14 protein-coding genes are annotated in these 21,828 nt (G+C 71.7%); 3 read left to right on the top strand and 11 right to left on the bottom strand.

Features of this window, described 5'->3' with window-relative positions; genetic code table 11:
• Positions 1-539: 539 nt before the first annotated feature.
• The 8 genes from Sm713_RS34175 to Sm713_RS34140 all read right to left on the bottom strand — a co-directional run bounded on the left by Sm713_RS34175 (position 540) and on the right by Sm713_RS34140 (position 14,166).
• On the bottom strand, positions 540-1,739 hold the full coding sequence (locus Sm713_RS34175; protein WP_212913815.1) for an inositol-3-phosphate synthase: 1,200 nt from the start codon (positions 1,737-1,739) through the stop codon (positions 540-542).
• Between the two features lie 228 nt (positions 1,740-1,967).
• Positions 1,968-5,678: a ThuA domain-containing protein gene (locus Sm713_RS34170; RefSeq protein WP_212913814.1), complete on the bottom strand. Its 3,711-nt coding sequence runs from the start codon at positions 5,676-5,678 to the stop codon at positions 1,968-1,970.
• Between the two features lie 491 nt (positions 5,679-6,169).
• Positions 6,170-7,174: a sugar phosphate isomerase/epimerase gene (locus Sm713_RS34165; RefSeq protein WP_212913813.1), complete on the bottom strand. Its 1,005-nt coding sequence runs from the start codon at positions 7,172-7,174 to the stop codon at positions 6,170-6,172.
• 272 nt (positions 7,175-7,446) lie between these two features.
• The gene (locus tag Sm713_RS34160) at positions 7,447-8,673 is read right to left on the bottom strand and encodes a Gfo/Idh/MocA family protein (protein ID WP_212913812.1); all 1,227 of its coding nucleotides are present in this window, start codon (positions 8,671-8,673) and stop codon (positions 7,447-7,449) included.
• A gap of 174 nt (positions 8,674-8,847) precedes the next feature.
• The gene (locus Sm713_RS34155) at positions 8,848-9,891 is read right to left on the bottom strand and encodes a substrate-binding domain-containing protein (RefSeq protein WP_212913811.1); all 1,044 of its coding nucleotides are present in this window, start codon (positions 9,889-9,891) and stop codon (positions 8,848-8,850) included.
• Positions 9,892-9,934: 43 nt separating this feature from the next.
• A complete protein-coding gene (locus Sm713_RS34150) occupies positions 9,935-10,990 on the bottom strand; it encodes an ABC transporter permease (protein WP_212913810.1) in 1,056 nt (351 codons plus the stop codon).
• A complete protein-coding gene (locus tag Sm713_RS34145) occupies positions 10,987-12,558 on the bottom strand; it encodes a sugar ABC transporter ATP-binding protein (RefSeq protein ID WP_212913809.1) in 1,572 nt (523 codons plus the stop codon). Before Sm713_RS34145 ends, Sm713_RS34150 begins: the two co-directional genes overlap by 4 nt.
• Positions 12,559-12,984: 426 nt before the next feature.
• Entirely contained in the window at positions 12,985-14,166 is a 1,182-nt protein-coding gene (locus tag Sm713_RS34140; RefSeq protein ID WP_212915046.1) for an ROK family transcriptional regulator, read from the bottom strand.
• A gap of 267 nt (positions 14,167-14,433) precedes the next feature.
• Here Sm713_RS34140 and Sm713_RS34135 point away from each other — a divergent pair, with 267 nt between their 5' ends.
• On the top strand, positions 14,434-16,086 hold the full coding sequence (locus Sm713_RS34135; RefSeq protein WP_212913808.1) for a PH domain-containing protein: 1,653 nt from the start codon (positions 14,434-14,436) through the stop codon (positions 16,084-16,086).
• 82 nt (positions 16,087-16,168) lie between these two features.
• On the opposite strand, the gene Sm713_RS34130 is transcribed toward Sm713_RS34135, so the two are convergent.
• The 3 genes from Sm713_RS34130 to Sm713_RS34120 all read right to left on the bottom strand — a co-directional run bounded on the left by Sm713_RS34130 (position 16,169) and on the right by Sm713_RS34120 (position 18,631).
• Positions 16,169-16,849, bottom strand: coding sequence for a GntR family transcriptional regulator (locus Sm713_RS34130; RefSeq protein ID WP_212913807.1), 681 nt, complete (start codon positions 16,847-16,849; stop codon positions 16,169-16,171).
• Positions 16,850-17,043: 194 nt separating this feature from the next.
• Positions 17,044-17,220, bottom strand: coding sequence for a hypothetical protein (locus Sm713_RS34125; RefSeq protein ID WP_212915161.1), 177 nt, complete (start codon positions 17,218-17,220; stop codon positions 17,044-17,046).
• Positions 17,201-18,631, bottom strand: coding sequence for an OFA family MFS transporter (locus tag Sm713_RS34120; RefSeq protein WP_212913806.1), 1,431 nt, complete (start codon positions 18,629-18,631; stop codon positions 17,201-17,203). Before Sm713_RS34120 ends, Sm713_RS34125 begins: the two co-directional genes overlap by 20 nt.
• 254 nt (positions 18,632-18,885) lie before the next feature.
• Between Sm713_RS34120 and Sm713_RS34115 the strand changes: the two genes are divergently transcribed.
• Entirely contained in the window at positions 18,886-19,863 is a 978-nt protein-coding gene (locus tag Sm713_RS34115; protein WP_212913805.1) for a 2-dehydropantoate 2-reductase, read from the top strand.
• Positions 19,860-21,821 (top strand): molybdopterin oxidoreductase family protein, encoded by a 1,962-nt coding sequence (locus tag Sm713_RS34110; protein ID WP_212913804.1) that lies wholly within the window; start codon positions 19,860-19,862, stop codon positions 21,819-21,821. Before Sm713_RS34115 ends, Sm713_RS34110 begins: the two co-directional genes overlap by 4 nt.
• Positions 21,822-21,828 lie beyond the last annotated feature (7 nt).

Here is a 21,828-nt window from a genome sequence, read left to right as displayed (position 1 = left end):
CCGCGCCCCTTCCGGGGCACCCGGAGCGACCCCAACCGACGCCACCCGTCCGCCGGGGGCGGCAGCATCTGCCCCCTTCGGACGGTCGCCATCCTCCCGTTTCGTCGTGGCCGGTCGCGCAGTTCCCCGCGCCCCTTCCGGGGCACCCGGAGCGACCCCAACCGACGCCCCCCGTCCGCCGGGGGCGGCAGCATCTGCCCCCTTCGGACGGTCGCCATCCTCCCGTTTCGTCGTGGCCGGTCGCGCAGTTCCCCGCGCCCCTTCCGGGGCACCCGGAGCGACCCCAACCGACGCCACCCGTCCGCCGGGGGCGGCAGCATCTGCCCCCTGCCGACCGTCGCCATCCTCCCGTTTCGTCGTGGCCGGTCGCGCAGTTCCCCGCGCCCCTTCCGGGGCACCCAGGGCAGCCCTACCCGACGCCTCCGGTCTCGGCGTGGCTGAGCCTGTACGTGCCCGTGCCCCTCGGGCCGCGCCCCTTCCCATCGCCGTGGCGAGGGCCAACGCCGTCGCGACGGCGAGCAGCGTGGGCAGGCGGGGGCTCATCGGGTGGGCTCCAGGGCGTGGGCGAAGGCCAGCAGTTCCTCGTACTGGGTCGCGAGTGCGGAGGACGCTCCGCCGTCCGGGTCCTTGAAGTAGAAGCCCAGCTCGGGCCGGGGCCCGCCGAGGCCCGCCTCGTGGGCGCGGGCCACCAGGCGGGCGAGGTCGATCACCAGGGGCGCGGCGAGGGCGGAGTCGCAGCCCTGCCAGGTGGTCTGCAACACCATGCGGGAGCCGAGGAAGCCGTCGAAGGCGATGTGGTCCCACGCGGTCTTCCAGTCGCCGAGGGCCGGCACGTCGTCGATGTGCACCTCGCCCTCCGGCGCGCTGCCGAGGGTGTCGGCGAGGACGCGCTCCTTGCCCGCGTTCTTCGCCGCGGCCGCGGCGGGGTCGGCGAGGGACGCGCCGTCACCGCCGCCCAGCAGGTTGGTGCCGGACCAGGCCCGGACGGTGAGCGCGCGCTGGGCGAACATCGGCCCGAGCACGGACCGCAGCAGCGTCTGCCCGGTCTTGCCGTCCCGGCCCGCGTAGGGCAGCCCGGAGGCGAGCGCGGCCTCCTGCACCCGGGGGTGGTGCATGCCGGTGGAGGGCGTGAAGTTGACGTACGGGCAGCCGGCGCGCAGGGCGGCGGCCGCGTAGAGGGAGCTGGGCGGCAGGGCCGTGCCGGTCGGTACGGGCTCGGTGGAGGAGACGTTCACGACGACCGCGCGGGCGAGGCCGCCCCGGCGCACGAAGTCCGCCATGTCCGCGGCGAAGGCGTCGACGAGTTGGTCCTCGGTGCGGGTGTCGCCGGGCAGCGGCCCGCCTGCGGCGATCTCGCGGTCGGCGGCGGCCAGTTCGGCAGCGAGGGCGGTGGGCAGCCCGTGCGGCAGCACTCCGCCGGCGGCCAGCTCCTCGGCTCGCTTGGGCAGGGGGCAGTCGACGGTGTCGTGGCCTCCGAAGACGAGCGAGGACAGCGGCGGCAGGCCGGCGCGGGCGAAGGGCGGGGTCTCGGTGAGCATCCCGGTCGGCGGGTGGAGCCCGGCGGCGACGGCGGCGCAGCCGGTGACGGCGGTGGTGGCGACGGAGCCGCGGGCGCCGATCAGCCAGATTCCCGTCCGGGCGGGTCCGGCGTCGGCGGCGGGCGCGGCGCTCTCGGCAGCCGCGTGCCACGCGGTGCCGGAGGCGGTCGTGGTGGCGGAGGGGACGGGTTCGGCGGACATGGGCAGCCTCCTTGTCGTACGCGAACCGGTGACCGGAAAGCGGGTAGCGGCCCCGTGGGGAGCCGGCCCCGCGGGCAGCGGGCTCTCGGGCGGCCCGCCCACGGGGACGGGCCGCACGGAGGGCCCGGCTGGAGCGGGCCGCGCGCGGCCGAGGAGCGAACCGCGGGGATCCGCCGGAGAGAGGGTGGACGGCGGGCGGGAGTCCGGCGTCTCCCGCCCGCCGCCGTCTCAGGCGCCCTCTGCGGGCAGTTCCTTCAGCTGGATGTTGCGGAAGGACACCTGGTCGTCGGCGCTGTGGTTCTGCAGCCCCACGTATCCGTCGGTGAGGCTGCGCGCCGGGTCCTCATTGGTGAAGTCGTTGATCTTGGCTCCGTTGAGGAAGACTTCCAGGTGCTCGCCCTGGACGCGGATCTCGTAGCTGTTCCACTCCCCCGGCGGCTTGAGGGCCGCGTCGCGGGCCTCGATGTCCGGTGCCTTGAAGGAGTAGATCGACCCGGTGGTCCGGTCCGGGGAGTCGGTGGCGTCGATCTGGATCTCGTAGCCGTTGTCCACGGCGGAGCCCGGGTCGTCGGAGGCGGGGAAGCCCACGAAGACGCCGGAGTTGTCGTCCCCGGCCATCTTCCAGTCCGCCTTCAGCGAGTACCCGTGCGTGAACTCCTTGGCGTGGTACCAGAGCAGCCCCATGCCGCCCTCGGAGTTCAGCGTTCCGTCCTGGATCGTGAACTGCCCGGGCCCCGCCTGCTGCCAGCCCTCCAGGGTCTGGCCGTTGAACAGGTCCCGGTATCCGGTGTTCGGCGCGCAGTCCGCGTCCACCTGGTGGGTGACGTACTCCAGGCCGCCGAGCAGGTGGGTGCGGAACTTCTCGTCCGCGTACGACTCCTTGGTGTGGCCGAGGCCGGTGTAGAACGAGCGCCCGCCCTGGTACTCCTGGCACCAGGCGATCGGGTGGTCGCCGTTCATGTTCCCGCCGTCGTACGTGGTCTCGTCGAGCGCCGCCAGCACGTGGACGTGGTCCCGCGGGTTGGTGCGGTAGTTGTACAGCTCGTCCGTGTGCTGCCAGGCGTCGCCGAGGTGCGCGGTGGCCGGGTTCTCGTGGTCCTCGATGCGGACGGTGGTGTCCTGGATCGCCGGGTGCGAGTCGAACCAGGCGCCGACCAGGCCGCCGTAGAAGGGCCAGTCGTACTCGGTGTCCGCGGCGGCGTGGACACCCATGTAGCCGCCGCCCGCGGCGATGTAGTCCTCGAACGCCTTCTGCTGGGTGTCGTCGAGAACGTCGCCCGTGGTGGACATGAACACCACGGCGTCGTAGCCCTTCAGGTTGTCCGGGGTGAAGGCCCCGGCGTCCTCGGTGGCGTCGACGCTGATGTCGTGCCCGGCGCCCAGGTCCTTGATTGCCGCGATGCCGTCGGGGATGGCGTCGTGGCGGTAGCCGGCGGTCTTGGAGAAGACCAGCACCTTCCTGGCGTCCGACACCGGCGGGTCGTCGCCGCCCGCGATCTGGAAGTCGTCCAGGTCGTAGAGGGCTCCGTCACCGCCCTTGAAGACCAGGTAGAGGTCCGTGGAGTCGGTCGGGACGTCGCTGAGCGGCACGGTGACGTCCTTGAAGGTCTCCCAGCCGCCGGTCACCGGGACGTCCGCGGAGCCGATCAGGGTGCCGTCGGCCGCTCCGGTGCGCACTTCGAGGGTTCCGCCCGCGCCCGCCGAGGAGACCCGGGCGGTGAGCTGGGTGGCGCCGGTGAGGTTGTAGGGGGTGAAGGAGATCCAGTCGCCGTTGCTGATGTCGCTGACGGTCCTGCCGCCGTTCGCGCCGGTCCGGTCGACGGCCGTCACGCCCTGCTGGGCGCTGAAGTGCTCGGCCTGCCGGTGCCGGGGCTGGAGCTTGACCTGGGCGTGCGTGGTCAGCGGGGTCTTCGCGGCGCCGCCGCCGTCGGTGTACTGGGCGTCCAGCACGCCGAAGATGTTGGCGTTCGGGTCGTGGTCGGAGCTGGAGGGCGCGCTGATGGTGCCCTCGCAGCCCTTGGCCGACGTGATCGGGTGGCCGTGGCTGTCGTGGCCGAGGATGTAGTTGACGGTGACCTTGGAGCAGTCGACCGTGCCGTCCTCGGCGTCGGTGACGGTGACCTTGTAGGGGATGCTGTCGCCGAAGTTGAAGAGCTTGCCGTCGGGAGGCGTCTCGAAGGTCACCTTGGGCGCGGTGTTGCCGACCACCACGTAGGCGCTGGCGGTGCCGGTGCGCCCGGTGCTGTCGGTGGCGGTGACGGTCGCCGCGTAGTTGCCTTCCTTGGTGTACGTGTGCTCGGCGGCGGCGCCCTCGGCGGTGGAGCCGTCCCCGAAGTCCCAGCTGTACGTCAGGGCGTCACCGTCGGCGTCGCTCCCGGTGGCCGTGAACGACGTCGTCAGCGGGGCGTTCCCCTCGGTCTTGTCGGCCTTGGCCGTGACGTCGGGGGTGTGGCCCTCGGTGGCGTTCTGGATCCGGTACAGGGCGGAGTTCTCGTCGCCGTTGAAGTAGCCGGTGCCGTAGTCGAGCACGTAGAGCGCGCCGTCCGGGCCGAAGGCCATGTCCATGATCTGGGTGCCGGACCACGGGAAGTCGTTGATCGACTGGACGTCGCCGCTGCCGTTCTCGACGATCCTCTTGATCCACTGGCGCCCGAACTCGCCGGCGAAGAAGTTCTTGTCGTATTCCTCGGGGAACTTCACGGCGGAGTCGAGCCCCGCGTCGTAGTGGTAGACCGGTCCGGCCATCGGGGACTCGGAGCCGTTGCCGAACTCGGGCACGGAGTCCTTGTCGTAGGGGATCCACGCGGGCTGCGCGGGCGGCAGGTCGGTGAGGCCCGTGTTGTTCGGCGAGTCGTTCTTCGGCGCCGCGCAGTCGAAGGCGTCGCCGGACTTGCCGGTGGCGAAGTCGTAGTCGATGTACGGCTCGTTGTCGCCGATGCAGTACGGCCAGCCGAAGTTGCCCGCCTTGGTGATGCGGTTGAACTCCACCTGCCCGCTGGGGCCGCGCGCCGGGTCCGCCGCGCCCGCGTCGGGGCCGTAGTCGCCGACATAGACGATGCCGGTCTGCTTGTCGACGCTCATCCGGTACGGGTTGCGGAAGCCCATGGCGTAGATCTCGGGCCTGGTCTTGGCCGTGCCCGGGGCGAAGAGGTTGCCCTCGGGGATGTCGTAGGAGCCGTCGGCGTTGACCTTGATGCGCAGGATCTTGCCGCGCAGGTCGTTGGTGTTGGCGGCGCTGCGCTGCTCGTCGAAGGCCGGGTTGCGGTCCGACCGCTCGTCGATCGGGGCGTAGCCGTCGGACTCGAACGGGTTGGTGTCGCCGCCCGTCGACAGGTACAGGTTGCCGTCGGCGTCGAAGTCGATGTCACCGCCGACGTGGCAGCAGATGCCGCGGTCGGCGGGGACCTCCAGGACGGTCTTCTCGCTGCCCATGTCGAGCGCCCCGTTCTCCCCCAGCACGAAGCGGGAGAGGCGGTTGACGCCCTTGAAGGGCTTGAAGTCGTCGGCGGTGCCGGTCTCGGGCGCGTCGGTCGACGGGGTGTCGAGCGGGGGCGCGTAGTACAGGTAGACGAAGCGGTTGTCCTTGAAGCCCGGGTCGATGCCTACGCCCTGGAGCCCTTCCTCGTCGTGGTTGTAGACGGCGAGGTGGCCCGCCACGCGGGTGGTGCCGCCGGCGTCGGTCAGCCGGACCGTGCCGTCGCGCGCGGTGTGCAGGACGCTGCGGTCCGGGAGGACCGCGAGGGACATGGGCTCCCCGGTCTCCTCGACCCCCTTGGCCAGGGTGACCTGCTGGAACTCGGTGGTGGCCGCGGGCTTGCCGGGGCGGGCGTCGGCGGCACCCGCCTCCCCCGGGGCCGCGATCGCGAGCGAGGCGCTCGCGAGCAGCGCGCCGGTCAGAAGGGCGAATGCCTTGCGCAGTCTCAGACGTTTCCTGTGCACGGATCCCTCCGGGAGGGCTCGTCGTACGCGGTGTGTGCGGGACGCCGGGGTGCGCCGTCACCCCGGAGTGGTTGTCCTGTACATATCAGCGACCGTAGCTGCCTTTGTCGTGACCGGAAAGACCTTGTGCATCAAGTAACTTCAACTTTTTCCATCTGCTGGACAAAGCAGACGGGCACCTTGCGGTGGGGGGCACCCCGGTGCCCTCAAGGGGCAGCGCCCCTTGAGGGGTGCGGGGCTGCATCCATGTGCGGCTCCGCCGCGTGGGCGCGCCCAGGCCCCCACCGGCCGGTGGGCAGGCATCAGACCGGAAGGGTCCGGGCCTGCTGGCCCCCCGACGCCTGGAAGGCGTGGGCTTCCCCCGCGGCCCCCGCGGCAGCGCCACGACAGCTGAGGCCCCGCCCGAGTGCGGGCACGTCCCCATTGCTCGCGCAGTTCCCCGCGCCCCTTTCGGGGCGCAGGCCTATCGGGGTGGAGAAACGAGAGGACCCCTACTCGTTGCCCCCGAACGCCGCGTCGAAGGACGCGCTCGACGGCTCGAAGTCGAACGCCTTCATCCGGGTCAGCGCCTCCGGCGCCCCCTGCAACCGGTCCATCCCCGCGTCCTCCCACTCCACGGAGATCGGGCCCGCGTAGTCGATCGAGCGGAGCATCCGGAAGACGTCCTCCCACGGCACGTCGCCGTGGCCGCCGGAGACGAAGTCCCAGCCGCGCCGCGGGTCGCCCCACGGCAGGTGGGAGCCGAGGCGGCCGTTGCGGCCGTCCAGGCGCTTGCGGGCCTCCTTGCAGTCGACGTGGTAGATCCGGTCGCGGAAGTCCCAGAGGAACCCGACCGGGTCCAGGTCCTGCCAGACGAAATGGCTGGGGTCGAAGTTCAGGCCGAACGCCGGACGGTGGTCCACCGCCTCCAGGGCGCGATGGGTGGTCCAGTAGTCGTACGCGATCTCGCTGGGGTGCACCTCGTGCGCGAACCGCACGCCCTCGGCGTCGAAGACGTCCAGGATCGGGTTCCAGCGTGCGGCGAAGTCCTCGTAACCGCGGTCGATCATGCCGTCGGGGACGGGCGGGAACATCGCCACCAGGTGCCAGATCGAGGAGCCCGTGAACCCGATGACCGTGTTCACGCCGAACGCCGCCGCGGCCCGCGCGGTGTCCTTGATCTCCGCCGCGGCGCGCTGCCGCACGCCCTCGGGCTCGCCGTCGCCCCAGATGCGGGACGGCAGGATGCCCTTGTGGCGCTCGTCGATGGGATGGTCGCAGACCGCCTGGCCGACCAGGTGGTTGGAGATGGCCCAGCACTTCAGGCCGTACTTGTCGAGCAGGGCGTGCCGGGAGGCCAGGTAGGACGGGTCGGCGAGGGCCTTGTCGACCTCGAAGTGGTCGCCCCAGCAGGCGAGTTCCAGGCCGTCGTAGCCGAAGTCGCGGGCGAGCCGGCAGACCTCTTCGAGGGGCAGGTCGGCCCACTGGCCGGTGAACAGGGTGAACGAACGTGGCATGACCGGATCTCCAAAGGTGCCGGATGCGGTGCGTGTGGTCTTGTCGGCCCCGTCGCCGGGCCCCAGGACCCGGACACGGAGGGAGGCCGGGGCCCTGGGCTCGGACACGCAGGGCCGAGGGAGTGGACAGGGAGAGGGTCCGCGGCGTGGACACGGGGCCCAGGGCTCGAACACGGGACCCAGGCTCGGATCCCCAGGCTCGGACATGAGACCCAGGCTCGGACACGGACACGGACACGGACACGGGGCTCGGGCAACGGCCCCTACGGGGCCTACGGCTTGGGGACGGGGGTGTAGGCGGAGTTCTTCGCTGCGCTCTCCTCCACCGCCGCCAGCACACGCTGCACCTGCAGCCCGGCGGCGAAGGACGGCTCCGGAGCGGTACCGGAGGCGATGGCCTCCACCAGGTCGCGGGCCTGGTGGACGAAGCTGTGCTCGTACCCGAGACCGTGGCCCGGCGGCCACCAGGCCGCCATGTAGGGGTGGTCGGGCTCGGTGACCAGGATGCGGCGGAAGCCGGCCGTGGCGGCGGGCTCGGTGTGGTCGTGGTAGGAGAGCTCGTTCAGCCGCTCCAGGTCGAAGGCGAGCGAGCCGCGCGAGCCGTTGAGCTCGATCCGCAGGGCGTTCTTGCGGCCGGTGGCGAACCGGGTGGCCTCGAAGGACGCCAGCGCTCCGGAGGCGAAGCGGCCGGTGAACAGCGCCGCGTCGTCCACGGTCACCGTACCCCGCTCGCTGCCGCCCGCCGCGCTGAGCCCCGCCGACGCGCCGTCCGGCCGCGGGCGCTCCCGTACGAAGGTCTCGGTGACCGCGGACACCCCGGCCAGCTCCTCACCGGCGAGGTGCTGGGCGAGGTCGACGATGTGCGCGCCGAGGTCGCCGAGGGCGCCGGAGCCGGCCTTCTGCTTGTCCAGCCGCCAGGTGAGCGGGAAGTCCGGATCGACCAGCCAGTCCTGGAGGTACACCACGCGGACGTGGCGCAGGGTGCCGATCCGGCCCTCCTCGACCATCCGCCGGGCCTGGGCCGTGGCGGGCAGCCTCCGGTAGTTGAAGCCGACCATCGAGATCCGGCCACCGGCCGTGCCCCGCTCGGCCGCCGCCGTCATCGCCTCGGCCTCGGCGACGGTGTTGGCGAGCGGTTTCTCGCAGAGCACGTGCTTGCCCGCCTCCAGCGCGGCGAGGGCGATCTCCGCATGGCTGTCGCCCGGAGTGCAGATGTCGACCAGGTCGACATCGTCGCGGGCGATCAGGGCACGCCAGTCCGTCTCGGCGGCCGCCCAGCCCAGCTGGTCGGCCGCGCTCCGCACGGCTGTGGCGTCCCGGCCGCAGACGGCCGCGAGCACGGGCCTCATCGGCAGATCGAACACCCGGCCGACGGTGCGCCAGCCCTGGGAGTGGGCGGCGCCCATGAAGGCGTACCCGACCATTCCCACTCCCAGGGTCGGCCGTTCCGCGTCCGCGGAGCCCCCCGCCCCGCTCCCCGGCTGCTGCGGCTGTCCCATAAGGAATTCCTCCTTCTGCTCGGCCTTCGCGGGCCCTGTCGGGCCGTCGTCGGCACTCTCGGCGCTGCCATCGGATCCACCCCGGTCAACCTGGTGATCGGCCCGGTCCGCGGCAGGCCGCGTGGTTCCTGCCGGCGACCGTATCCCCGTCGGCTGTGAGGGGGGTGTCACGCATCACTTGAAACCGGTGGGCATGTACTGGTCGACGTTCTTCTTGTCCACCACGGCGGAGTAGAGCGTGATGGACGTCGGGATCTCGGTCTCGGAGAGGCCGGAGACGCCCTTGCCCTGGCCGAGGGCGCGGGCCAGGTCGATGGCCGACGCCGCCATGGTCGGCGGGTAGAGCACGGTGGCCCGCAGCACGCCCTTGCCCTGCTTGATCTGCTGCATCGCGGCGAGCGAGCCGGCGCCGCCCACCATCAGGAACTCGTCGCGGCCCGCCTGGTCGATGGCGCGCAGCGCGCCGACGCCCTGGTCGTCGTCGTGGTTCCACAGCGCGTCGATGTGCGACTGGGCCTGGAGCAGCTGGGCCATCTTGGACTGGCCGGACTCCACGGTGAACTCAGCGGCCTGCCGGGCCACCTTCTTGATGTTCGGGTAGTTCTTCAGCGCATCGTCGAAGCCCTGGGTGCGCTCCCGGGTCAGCTCCAGGTTGTCGATGCCGGCCAGCTCGACGACGCGGGCGTTGCTCTTGCCCTTGAGCTGCTCGCCGATGTACTGCCCGGCGTTGAAGCCCATGCCGTAGTTGTCGCCGCCGACCCAGCAGCGGTAGGCCTGCGGGGTGTTGAAGATGCGGTCGAGGTTGACCACGGGGATGCCGGCGCGCATGGCCTTCAGGCCCACCTGGGTGAGCGCCTTGCCGTCGGCGGGCAGCACCACGATGACGTCGACCTTCTTGTTGATCAGCGTCTCGATCTGGCCGATCTGGGCCGCGGTGTCGTTGGAGCCCTCGGTCACCTCCATGGTGACGTCCGAGTAGCCCTTGGCGCGGTCCTTGGCGTTCTCGTTGATGGCGTTCAGCCAGCCGTGGTCGGCCTGCGGTCCCGCGAAGCCTATGGTGACGTGCTTGCCGGGCTTGTCGTCGGCGGCGGGCTTGGCGTCGCCGGCGGTCTTGTCGGACTCGGACGGCTCGTTGCTGGTACAGCCGGTGAGCAGCGCACCGGTGGACACGGCAGCGGCTCCGAAGAGCAGTCCTCTGCGGCTCGTGATGTCTGGCATGAGGTGTGACCTTTCGCCTCGGGGCGGCTGGTGGGCGGTGTTCTCAGGGGTTGGCGGCCGTGCGGCGCTGGACCAGGACGGCGGCGACGATGATCGCGCCCTTGGCGATCTGCTGGACGTCCGTCTGAAGGTTGTTCAGGGCGAAGATGTTGGTGATCGTGGTGAAGATCAGCACGCCCAGCACGGAGCCGATGATGGTGCCCCGGCCGCCGCTGAGCAGGGTGCCGCCGATGATGGCGGCGGCGATCGCGTCGAGCTCGTAGAGGTTGCCGTTGGTGTTCTGGCCCGACCCGGAGAGGACGATCAGCAGGAAGGCGGCGATGCCGCAGCACAGTCCGGAGAGCAGGTACAGGTACAGGCGCTGGCGCCGTACGTCGATACCGGCGAGCCTGGCCGCCTCGGAGTTGCCGCCGACCGCGACGGTGCGGCGGCCGAACGTGGTGCGGTTGAGCACCAGCCAGCCGACCACCGTGACGGCCGCGAACACCAGCACCAGCGGCGGTATGCCGAGGATGTAGGAGTCGCGCTCGCCCAGGTTGAGGATGCCGTCGATGCTGACGATCTGCGTCTTGCCGCCGGTGATCTGGAGGGCGAGGCCCCGGGCGGAGGCGAGCATGGCGAGGGTCGCGATGAACGGCACCATCCCGCCGTAGGCGATCAGCAGGCCGTTGACGAGACCGCAGCCGAGGCCGACCAGGAGCGCGGTGAACAGCACCCCCCAGAAGCCGTACTCCTGGGTGGCCACCGTGGTCGCCCACACCGAGGCGAGGGCGACGATCGCGCCCACCGACAGGTCGATGCCGCCGCTCATGATGACGAAGGTGACGCCGACGGTGACCACGCCGATCACCGACGACTGGGTGAGCACCAGTTGCAGGTTCCTGGTGTCCAGGAACTCGTCCGGTTTGGTGATGCCGCCGATCAGCACCAGGGCGGCGAGCACGCCGACCAGCGAGAGGGTGCGCACGTCGGTGTGGGCCTTGAGGGCGGGCCAGAATCCGGTGCCGGATGCGCTCTTGGCGGCCGGGGTGTCCGGGGCGGCGGTGCGCTCGGAGGCGTCGGGCCCGCCCTGCTGGGCCGGCGAGGCAGGCTGCGTCATGATGTCGGGCTCCCTTCCAGAACGAGGTCGAGTACGCGGGATTCGTCAAGCTCCCGGGCGGGTGCCGTGTGCACCACCCGCCCCTCGCGGAGCACCAGCACGCGGTCGGCGAGGCCGAGCACTTCGGGCACCTCGCTGGAGACCAGCAGCACGGCGAGACCGTCCGAGGCGAGCCGGCGGACGACCGCGTACAGCTCGGCGCGGGCGCCGACGTCGACGCCGCGGGTCGGCTCGTCCAGCAGCAGCACCCGGCAGCCGCGCAGCAGCCAGCGCGCCAGTACGGCCTTCTGCTGGTTGCCGCCGGACAGGGTGCGGATGCGGGCGTCGGGGTTGTCGGGGCGCAGGGACAGCTCGCGGGTGGCGCGCTGCGCGGCGGCGCGCTCCGCGCGGCGGTCCAGCCAGCCGCCGCGGGAGAAGCGGGACATCGTGGAGACGGACACGTTGCGGGTGACGGACTCCAGCATCAGCAGGGCCTGCGCCTTGCGTTCCTCGGGGGCGAGCCCGAGTCCGGCGCGGACGGCGGAGCGGACGCTGCCGGGCCGCAGGGGCGCCCCGTCGACCTCCACCCGCCCCGCCGTGGGTCGGCGGGCGCCGTAGACGGTCTCCAGGATCTCGGAGCGGCCCGAGCCGACCAGTCCGGCGAGGCCGACGATCTCCCCCGGGTACAGATCGAGGTCGAGCGGCGCGAACTCGCCCGCACGGGTGAGGCCGCGGACCCGCAGGACGGGAGCGGGGACACCGTCCGGGCCGGGCCCGGCGGTGGCCCCGGCTCCGGGAGCGCCCGTCTCGCCCACGGACTTCGCCGGGCGCTCCGGGAAGACGTACTCGACCGTGCGGCCCGTCATCAGCGCGACGACGTCGCCGGTCGGCGTGGACTTGGCGGGCAGGCCGCCGGCCACCGCGCGGCCGTCCTTGAGGACGGTGACGCGGTCGCCGATCCGTCGGATCTCCTCCAGTCGGTGGGAGATGTAGACGACGGCGACGCCGTCGGCGGTGAGGCCGCCGACGATGCGGAAGAGGTTGTCGACCTCGTCGGGGTCGAGCGCGGCGGACGGCTCGTCCATGACGATCAGCCGGACGTCGTGCGAGAGGGCGCGGGCCATCGACACGATCTGCTGCTGCGCGGCGGACAGGTCGCCCACGAGCCGGCCCGGTGGGATCTCCGGGTGGCCGAGGCGGCGCAGCAGTGCGGCGGCCCCCGCCCTGGCCTCGCGGCCGCGGACCACGAAGCCGGCGCTGGTGGGTTCGTGGCCGAGGAAGACGTTCTCGGCCACGGACAGGCCCTCGACGAGGTCGAGTTCCTGGTAGATGGTCGCGATGCCGAGCCGCATGGCCGCGATGGGCGACCGCAGCACGACGTTCTCGCCGCGCCAGGTGATCCGCCCGCCGTCGGGCTGGTGGGCGCCCGCGAGCACCTTGATGAGGGTGGACTTCCCGGCGCCGTTCTGCCCGAGCAGGCAGTGCACTTCCCCCGAACGGACGTCGAGGTCCACCCCGTCGAGGGCCCTCACGCCGGGGAACGTCTTGGTGATGCCGGTCATGCTGAGCAGTGGTGCGTCTGGTGCCATCGTGTTCCCCTCGGCGGATACGGCCAGTCGGGACGGGGGTGACGGGCGGTGCACGGGTGGGGGGCGGGCGTGCGGCGGTGCGGGCGGTGCCGGTGGCGCGGTGGTGCTTGTGTTGGCGGTGGTGTGCGTGTGGGCGGTGGTACCTGTGTGTGCGGAGGTGTCTCTGCCCGCAGTGGTGCGCGAGTGCGACTGGTGCGGGCCCGTACGGGTGGTGCGGGACCGCGCGCGTGGTGGGAAGCCACCGGGTGCTGCGGAACGGTGCGGGTGGTACGGGACCGTGCAGGTGGTACGGGACCGTGCAGGTGGAGCAGGACCGTGCAGGTGGAGCAGGACCGTGCAGGTGGTACGGAACCGTGCGGGTGGTGCTCGGCGGTGCGGGTGGTGCCGTGCGGTGCGGGTGGTGCGGTGCTGCCGGGGCCGGCCGGGTCAGGCCGGTGAGAAGAGGTGGTCGCTGATGAGCCGGGCCGCCCCGATCACACCGGAGGTGGGGCCCAACTCGCCCAGGACGATGGGGAGGTTGCCGGTCGCGAGCGGCAGCGACTGGCGGTAGACCTGGGTGCGGATGGCGGCGAGCAGGGTGTGGCCGAGGCCGGTCACACCGCCGCCGATCACCACCAGCCCGGGGTTGAAGAAGCTGACGAGGCCGGCGATGACCTGGCCGGTGCGGTTGCCGCCCGAGCGGATGAGGTCGAGCGCGGCGGCGTCCCCGGCGGCGGCCGCGGCGGCGACGTCCACGGAGCTGAGCTGCCCCGCCTCGGCGAGGCGGGACGCGAGCTCGGGTGAGCGCCCCTGCTGGGCGGCCTCCTCCGCGTCCCTGGCGAGCGCGGCCCCGCTGAAGTGGGCTTCAAGGCAGCCCTTGTTGCCGCAGGCGCACGGGCGCCCGTCGGGCTCGACCTGGATGTGGCCGATGTCGCCCGCGCTGCCCGTGGTGCCCCGGTACACCTCGCCGCCGACGACGATGCCGCAGCCGATGCCGGTACCGATCTTGACGCAGAGGAAGTCGCCGACGGAGCGCGCCACCCCGGCGTGCTGCTCGCCCATGGCCATCAGGTTCACGTCGTTGTCGACCATGACGGGGCAGCCCAGTTCCTGGCTGAGCGCCTCCCTGACCGGGAAGCCGTCCCAGCCGGGCATGATCGGCGGCGCCACGGGGACGCCCTCGGGGAACCGGACCGGGCCCGGTACCCCGATGCCCGCGCCGTCGAAGCCCTCGGCGAGGCCCGAGGCGCGCAGCTTGGCGGCCATCGACAGCACCTGCTCGAAGACCGCGACGGGTCCCACACGCACGTCCATCGGCTGGTTGATGTGCCCGAGCACCTCCAGCTCCGCGTTGGTGACGGCCACGTCGACGGAGGTGGCGCCGATGTCGACGCCGAGGAAGCGGAGCGCGGGTGCGAGACGGATGTTGTGCGAGCGACGGCCACCGCGCGAGGCGGCGAGGCCGTCGGCCACGACGAGCCCGGTGTCCAGCAGCCGGTCCACCTCGACGGCCAGCTTGGAGCGAGACAGGTCGATCTGGTCGCCGAGCTGGGCACGGGAGTTGGGGCCGGAGTCGCGCAGCAGCCTGAGCAGCCGCGCCTGATGTGCGTTAGCGGGCCGAGCCGTCATGCGTCTCACGTGCCCCTCCCCGCCTCATCGGGCTCTCTCCGTCGGGCTTTCGAGGGGAACGTAGCAGTGCTTGCCCACAGTGGGAAGAACTTGAGCACGAATTACCCCTCACTTTCTCCAGTCAGTGGACAAAGCGGAGGCCGGTGGACCGCTGCCGGGGTCCGGAATCGGTGCGCCACGCGCCGGCTACCGGGGCGGCCGGTCACGGTGGACAGCTCGCCGCCCACCGGTCTCGCACGGGAAGTCCGCTGGTGGCAAGCTTCGTTCATGACAGATGCTTCGGAAGTGACGTGCTCCCCCCGCAGACGGCAGCCCCTGTGGCTCCCGGTCGGACTCGGGACCGCAGGGGCGGTCATGGCCGCGCTGGGCGTGGCCTGCGGGATCGCGTTCGCGGGCGCCCGGGCGGGAGCGGGCCTGCTGGTCGCTCTGGCGGGTGTCGTGTGCTTCCTGGTGGGCGTCCTCGGGCTCTACGCAGGCAGGGCCCGAGTGAGCGCCGACGCGTACGGCGTGCACTCCCGGACGCTGCTGCGCCGCCGGAGCACGCCGTGGCGCGACATCGCCGACCTCGCGGTCCACCTCCAGCGCGGGCGCTTCGCGGACATCCACCGCGCCGTGGTGGTACTGCGTGACGGACGCAGGCGGCGCCTGCCGCTGCCGGTGAGCGGGTCCTCCGGCGACAAGCCGGGCTTCGACGCGAACTTGGAGGCGCTCCGCGCGCTGCACCGCCGCTACGGCGCCCCGGAGTCGGACCACCTCCCCGTCATCTCCCTGCGCTCCGCGGGGCGCGGCACGACCGGATGGCTTCTCGCGTGCGTGCTGCTGCTCGCAGCCGCGGGCCTCGCGGCGTGGTTCGTGCCGGTCGCCGGCGCCGAGCAGCGGGCGTGGCGCGCCGCCGCCCCGTGCACCGCGAAGACGCCCGCGGCGCAGCGGGCCGAGTGCCTGACCACCGTGCCGGCCGTGATCGCGCGGACCGAGGTCGGCACCGGCAAGCGGCCCAGCTATCTGTACTTCGCCGAGGGCAGCCCGATGCACCGGATGTCGGTCTCCTCGGACGGCGCGCAGGGGTTCCGGCCCGGTGACCACGTCGAACTGACCGTCTGGCGCCACCAGGTGGAGGTGGTCTCCTCGGAACGCTTCATGTATCGCGCGCACTTCGCCGGCGCCGGAAGCGTGGCTGCCGTCGCGGCCGTGTGCGTCCTGGCGGCCGGCTACCCCGGTGCCGTGGTGCTGATGCGCCGGCGAGGGCGCCGGCTGCCTGACGACGAGGTCCTCCCGTCGGCCCTGCCGTTCGCGGGCGCCCTCGCCGGCACGGCGCTGTGGCTGGTGCCGCTCTGCTACCTCCACCCCACGACCCTGGTCTCCTCCCCGGTGGCGATCGCGTGGGGGGCCGGGGGCGTGCTGGCCACGCTGTTCCTCTTCACCTGGGCCTGGCGCGCCACGCGCGTCCGTGCGCCGGGTGAGGCCCGAGGGGCCGGGCGGCCGGGAGGGTCCGCCGGGACGGGGAACGGCAAGGAACTCAGCGGCAAGGAGCTCAGCGGCGAGCAGCGCAACCGCGAGGGGACGAGCGGCGGGGACGTGTTCCTGCCCGCCCGCTTCCTGGACCCGACCGACTACAACCCGAACGCCTTCGGTACCCACATCGTCTTCGGCGACGAGCCGCCCGCGGTGGTACCCCACTGTGGCCCGGGCCGGTTCGCGGCGAGACGGATCCCGGTGGAGCGGCTCACCGTCACGGGCATGCGGCGCGTGCGGGGCGACGACGGCGACACGGTCCCCAGGGGCTGGCAGGTGGCCGAACTCGACGACGCGGGCGAGCCGGTCCGGCTGGCGGCGGCCCCGGACGACCTGCCCCGCGTCATCCGGAAGCTGGGCCTGCACACCTCGAAGACCCCCTACACCCCGTCGGAGGCAGGCGGGTGACGCGCCGCCGGCGGGGCGGGACGCGTCAGTGTCCGGACGCGTCAGGGTGACGTGGGCTCTGGAGGCGCTGTCGCGCCGGTGCTCAGGAAGCGGTGTTGCGCTGGTGGTAGGTCCGGCGCGTGTGCTCCGTGTGGGTGCGCATGACCTCGGTGGCGCGGGGCTCGTCATGGGCGGCGATCGCCGCGATCAGCTGGCGGTGCTCGATCCAGGACTGCTTGCCGCGCTGCCGGGCGACCGGTGTGTAGTACCAGCGGACCCGGCGGTCGACCTGCCCGGCCAGCTCGGCGAGGACGGGGTTGCCCGCCATCTCCATGACCTCGTGGTGGAAGGTGGCGTTGGTCGCCACGACCAGTTCGACGTCGCCGTCGGCCACGGCCTGCTCGCCGCGGGCGCACAGCTCCTCCAGGACGGCGATGCCCGCCGCGTCGGAGTTCACCGCGGCCAGCCGGGCGGCCTCGGCCTCCAGGAGCGTACGGACCGTCAGGAGCTGGTCGGCCTCGTCCTCCGTGGGCTCGTGCACGAACGCGCCCTGGGCGGGGCGCAGGTCGACCCAGCCCTCGGTGTTCAGCCGCTGGAGCGCCTCGCGGACCGGCTGGCGCGAGACGCCGAGGTGTCCGGCGAGCTCGCTCTCGACGAGGTGCTGGCCGGGCCGCAGGGAGCGGGTGGTGATGAGTTCGAGCAGAGCCTCGTAGACCCGTTCGCGCAACGGGCCGGGGCGCTCTAGCTTGGGTACCGCCCCTTGGGGCAGTCCTGTGGACAGCATCACGGTCCCCCTCCTGGGACGGAAAGCCAGACTGGATTGGCTATCGTCTACAGTCTACCGTTTCTTTGCCTTCCAATGTGGCCATTGATCGACCGAACAAGAGTTGGCCTCATCACACCGACGACCGGCGGGGCAGCCGCGCCCCGCCGGTCGAATCGGTGGTTACCGGGACGTTGTCGCCGGCGGATGGAGGCTCAGTCGGTGAAGAGCTGAGCTGCTTTCTGGACGAGTTCGTAGATCCCGTAGATGAGCGGCAGGCCCACCCAGAGCCAGGAGATCAGGATCAGCCAGCGCCGGTCGGGCGCCGCTGCGGCGTCGCCCGGCTGCTGCACCGCCGGGCTCGGCGCGGACTCAGGCTGCGGGGTCGGCATCGGCGGCGGCCTTTCGCTCGGCGGAATCATCGGAACCCTCAACGCCACCGGCATCGGTGGCCAGATGGTGGCGCGGATGCACGGGCCGGATCAGCTCGTTGGCCACGAAGCCCACGACCAGCAGCCCGATCATGATGACCAGGGAGACGCTGTAGAGGCCCGAGCCGTGCTTGCCGGCGTCCTTCTGGTCGTCGGCCACCCAGTTGACGATGAAGGGGCCGAGCACGCCCGCCAGGGACCACGCCGTCAGCAGCCGCCCGTGGATGGCGCCCACCTGGTAGGTGCCGAAGAGGTCCTTGAGGTAGGCGGGCAGCGTGGAGAAGCCGCCTCCGTAGAAGGAGAGGATCACCGCGGCGCAGAGCACGAACAGCGGCTTGGCCGAGTCGCCGAACTCCACGATCAGCAGGTACATCAGCGCGCCCACACCGAGGTAGAAGCGGTAGATGTTCTTGCGGCCGATGAGGTCGGAGACCGTGGACCAGACGAACCGGCCGGTCATGTTGGCGGCCGAGAGCAGGGCCACGAAGCCCGCGGCGGCGGAGGCCGAGACCGGTGCGCTGCTGTCCGCGAAGAAGTCCGTGATCATCGGGGCGGCCTTCTCCAGGATGCCGATCCCTGCCGTGACGTTCATGCACAGGACGACCCACAGGCACCAGAACTGCGGGGTGCGCAGCGCGCTCGCGGCGGAGACCTGAACGCCCGTCACGGACGCGGGGCCCGCCTTCGGGCCACCGTCCTCGGCGGACCGCGGCAGGCGGATCAGCAGCACGCCGAGCGTCATGAAGACGGCGTAGACGAGCCCGTGCACCAGGAAGGCCATCGCGATCCCGGAGTGGTCGCTGCCGAAGGACTCCAGCATCTGCGCGGACCAGGGCGAGGCGATCAGCGCGCCGCCGCCGAAGCCCATGATGGCGATGCCGGTGGCCATCCCGGGCCGGTCGGGGAACCACTTGATGAGCGTGGAGACCGGGGAGATGTAACCGATGCCCAGGCCGATGCCGCCCACGAAGCCGTAGCCGAACACGATCAGCCAGTACTGGCTCGTGGCGGCACCGAGCGCGGAGATCAGGAAGCCGGCGGAGAACGCGATGAGGGCGACGGTCATGGCCCAGCGCGGCCCCTTGCGCTCCACCAGGGTTCCGCCGAAGGCGGCGGAGAGCCCGAGCATCACGATGCCGAGCTGGAAGGGCAACGCGCTCTGGGTGCCGCTCAGATGGAGAGCCGACTCCAACGGGGGCTTGAAGACGCTCCAGGCGTAGGCCTGCCCGATGGAGAGGTGGACGGCCAGCGCGGCGGGGGGCACGAGCCAGCGGCTCCAGCCCACGGGGGCCACGGGCCCGCCCGGCCGGGTTTGCGCTGGGTCCTGCGCCGCCGCGGCGGGCGGAGAAGAGGGACGGGAGGGGGTGCTCATGATCGGAACGATAGGAAGGCGCGGAGAGCTTGGGAAGGCGTCACACAGAAACAGCGTGCTGTATGCACAGGAACTTCGACGCTAAGCAATGACTCTGTCAAGACCGGCCCCGTCCATGCGCGAACCCTTGATGAGGGTAGTTCCATACTGTAGACAATATTTCGTCGACACAGTGGAAGACCGGCTCGGACCGGCTTCATCTCCCTCGTCGGGACACATCCCCTCGGTCCCCTCAACCGAACGGAGCGCCCCACGTGAAAGTCGCAGTTCTCGGCGCCGGTGCGATCGGCGCCTACGTCGGAGCCGCCCTGCACAGAGCAGGCGCCGACGTGCACCTCGTCGCCCGTGGACCGCATCTGGCGGCCATGAGGCAGCACGGCGTGCGGGTACTCAGCCCTCGCGGCGACTTCTCCGCACGCGCCCACGCAACCGACGACCCGGCCGAGATCGGCCCGGTCGACTACGTCTTCCTCGGTCTGAAGGCCAACTCGTACGCGGCGTGCGGGCCGCTGATCGAGCCCCTTCTCAACGAGCGGACCGCGGTGATCGCCGCTCAGAACGGCATCCCCTGGTGGTACTTCCACCGGCACGGCGGTCCCCACGACGGCACACGCATCGAGAGCGTCGACCCGGGCGGTGCGGTCAGCGCCGTGCTCGCCCCGGAACGCGCCATCGGCTGCGTCGTGTACGCCGCAACGGAGCTCCAGGAGCCGGGCGTGGTCCGGCACCTGGAGGGCACCCGGTTCTCCGTCGGAGAACCGGACCGCTCGCTCTCGCCGCGCTGCACGGCCTTCAGTGAGGCCATGCGCGCGGGCGGGCTCAAGTGCCCGGTGGAAGAAGAGTTGCGCAGTGACATATGGATCAAGTTGCTGGGCAATATCTCCTTCAACCCGATCAGCGCGCTCTCCCGTGCGACGATGCGTCAGATGTGCCTGCACGGCGGCACGCGCCGTGTCATCGAAATAATGATGACCGAGACGCTCTCGGTGGCCGAGGCACTCGGCTGCCGTCCCGGCATCTCCGTCGAAAAGCGGCTGGCCGGCGCGGAGCGCGTCGGAGACCACCGCACCTCCACCCTCCAGGACCTGGAGCGCGGAAAACCGCTCGAACTCGACGTGCTGCTGGCGGCCGTCGTGGAACTTGCGGAGATCACCGGGGTTCCGGTGCCGACGCTCCGTACGGTCCACGCGATATCGGATCTGCTGGCAGACCGCATGAGGAGCGCGGCATGAACAGCACGAAGGGCCCCACGGGCCCGAGCAGCAGGGCGGCCAAGCGCGATGCCTCCCCGCGTACGTATCCCCGTCTCACCCACCCCCTGGTACGCGACTCGCGTGACGAGCCCTTCCGGCGCGCCACCTGGGAAGAGGCGCTGACCAGGGTCGCCGAGGGGCTGTCCGCGCACCGCGGCGCCTTCGGCATGTTCGCGTGCGCCCGCGCCACCAACGAGATGAACTACGTGGCGCAGAAGTTCGCCCGGGTGGTGATGGGCACGCACAACGTCGACTCGTGCAACCGCACCTGCCACGCCCCGAGCGTGGCCGGCCTCGCGGCGGCGTTCGGATCCGGCGGCGGCACCTCCTCGTACGAGGAGATCGAGCACACCGACCTGATCGTGACGTGGGGCTCCAACGCCCGCTTCGCCCACCCGATCTTCTTCCAGCACGTGCTGAAGGGCATCAGGAACGGCGCGCGGATGTACGCGGTGGACCCGCGGCGCACCTCCACGGCGCAGTGGGCGGAGCACTGGCTCGGCCTCAACGTGGGCACGGACATCGCGATGGCGCACGCCATCGGCCGTGAGATCATCCACGCCGGCCTCGCCAACACCGCCTTCATCGAGCGCGCCACCAGCGGCTTCGAGGACTACAAGAAGCTGGTGGAGCCCTGGACCCTCTCGCTCGCCGAGAAGGTCACCGGGGTGCCGGCCGAGGCGATCCGGGACCTGGCGCACGCCTACGCGCGCGCCGAGCGGGCCCAGCTCTGCTGGACCCTCGGCATCACCGAGCACCACAACGGCACCGACAACGTCCGCGCGCTGATCAACCTCTGCCTGCTCACCGGCCACGTCGGACGCTACGGCTCCGGTCTCCAGCCGCTGCGCGGGCAGAACAACGTGCAGGGCGGCGGCGACATGGGGGCGATCCCCGACCGGCTGCCCGGCTTCCAGGACGTCCTCGACCCTCAGACCCGGCAGCGCTTCGAGACGGCCTGGGGCACCACGCTGAAGCCGCACTACGGCCTGAACCTCACCAAGATGTTCGAGGCCATGGAGGACCGCTCGCTCAAGGCCGTCTACTGCATCGGCGAGAACCCGGCGCAGTCCGAGGCCGACACCGACCAGGCGATCCGGCGGCTGTCCGCGCTGGACTTCCTGGTGGTGCAGGACATCTTCCTCACCAAGACGGCCGAGCTCGCCCACGTGGTGCTGCCCGCCACCGCCGGCTGGGCGGAGACCGACGGCACCACCACCAACAGCGAGCGCAGGGTGCAGCGCGTGCGCAAGGCGGTCACGCCGCCCGGTGAGGCGCGCGAGGACATCGACATCATGTGCGACATCGCCGCCCGCCTCGGCCACGACTGGAAGTACGCGGACTCCCAGGCCGTCTGGGACGAGCTCAGGTCCGTCTCGCCGATGCACTACGGCATGACGTACGAGCGCCTGGAGGAGAACCAGGGCATCCAGTGGCCCTGTCCGGACATGGACGAGCTGGAGCCGTCGTACCTGCACGGCAGGCTCTGGGACCCCGACCCGGCGCGCCGCGGCCGCCTGGCGCCGTTCGGCCTCGTGCAGCACGACCCGCCGGTGGACCTCACCGACGAGGAGTTCCCGCTCCGGCTGACGACCGGGCGCCGGCTCGACTCGTACAACACCGGTGTGCAGAGCGGCTCGTTCGCCTCGCCGCTGCGCCGCGGCGAGTACGTCGAGCTCTGCCCGGAGGACGCCGAGCGGTTCGGGGTGGTGGCCGGCGAGGAGGTCCAGGTGAGCTCGCGGCGCGGCTCGGTGCGGGCACCCGTGTGGATCGACGCGGGCCTGCGGCCCGGTCTGGTCTTCATGACCATGCACTTCCCCGACGAGGTGGACACCAACACGCTCACGATCGAGGCGAACGACCCGATCGCGGGGACGGCCGAGTTCAAGGCCGCGGCCATCCGAATCGACAAGCTGCCCGTCGCGGCACTCAGGTAGGGGCAGG

The organism is Streptomyces sp. TS71-3 (genome assembly GCF_018327685.1).
Taxonomy (GTDB): domain Bacteria; phylum Actinomycetota; class Actinomycetes; order Streptomycetales; family Streptomycetaceae; genus Streptomyces.
Note: the sequence above shows the minus strand (reverse complement) of the source record. Positions and strands in the feature narration are given on the sequence as shown.

Bases quoted from the DNA above. Each gene is read 5' to 3' on its own strand.
- Sm713_RS34175 (WP_212913815.1), bottom strand. From the start codon at position 1,739: ATGTCCGCCGAACCCGTCCCCTCCGCCACCACGACCGCCTCCGGCACC.
- Sm713_RS34165 (WP_212913813.1), bottom strand. From the start codon at position 7,174: ATGCCACGTTCGTTCACCCTGTTCACCGGCCAGTGGGCCGACCTGCCC.
- Sm713_RS34160 (WP_212913812.1), bottom strand. From the start codon at position 8,673: ATGGGACAGCCGCAGCAGCCGGGGAGCGGGGCGGGGGGCTCCGCGGAC.
- Sm713_RS34155 (WP_212913811.1), bottom strand. From the start codon at position 9,891: ATGCCAGACATCACGAGCCGCAGAGGACTGCTCTTCGGAGCCGCTGCC.
- Sm713_RS34150 (WP_212913810.1), bottom strand. From the start codon at position 10,990: ATGACGCAGCCTGCCTCGCCGGCCCAGCAGGGCGGGCCCGACGCCTCC.
- Sm713_RS34145 (WP_212913809.1), bottom strand. From the start codon at position 12,558: ATGGCACCAGACGCACCACTGCTCAGCATGACCGGCATCACCAAGACG.
- Sm713_RS34140 (WP_212915046.1), bottom strand. From the start codon at position 14,166: ATGACGGCTCGGCCCGCTAACGCACATCAGGCGCGGCTGCTCAGGCTG.
- Sm713_RS34135 (WP_212913808.1), top strand. From the start codon at position 14,434: ATGACAGATGCTTCGGAAGTGACGTGCTCCCCCCGCAGACGGCAGCCC.
- Sm713_RS34130 (WP_212913807.1), bottom strand. From the start codon at position 16,849: ATGCTGTCCACAGGACTGCCCCAAGGGGCGGTACCCAAGCTAGAGCGC.
- Sm713_RS34125 (WP_212915161.1), bottom strand. From the start codon at position 17,220: ATGCCGACCCCGCAGCCTGAGTCCGCGCCGAGCCCGGCGGTGCAGCAG.
- Sm713_RS34120 (WP_212913806.1), bottom strand. From the start codon at position 18,631: ATGAGCACCCCCTCCCGTCCCTCTTCTCCGCCCGCCGCGGCGGCGCAG.
- Sm713_RS34110 (WP_212913804.1), top strand. From the start codon at position 19,860: ATGAACAGCACGAAGGGCCCCACGGGCCCGAGCAGCAGGGCGGCCAAG.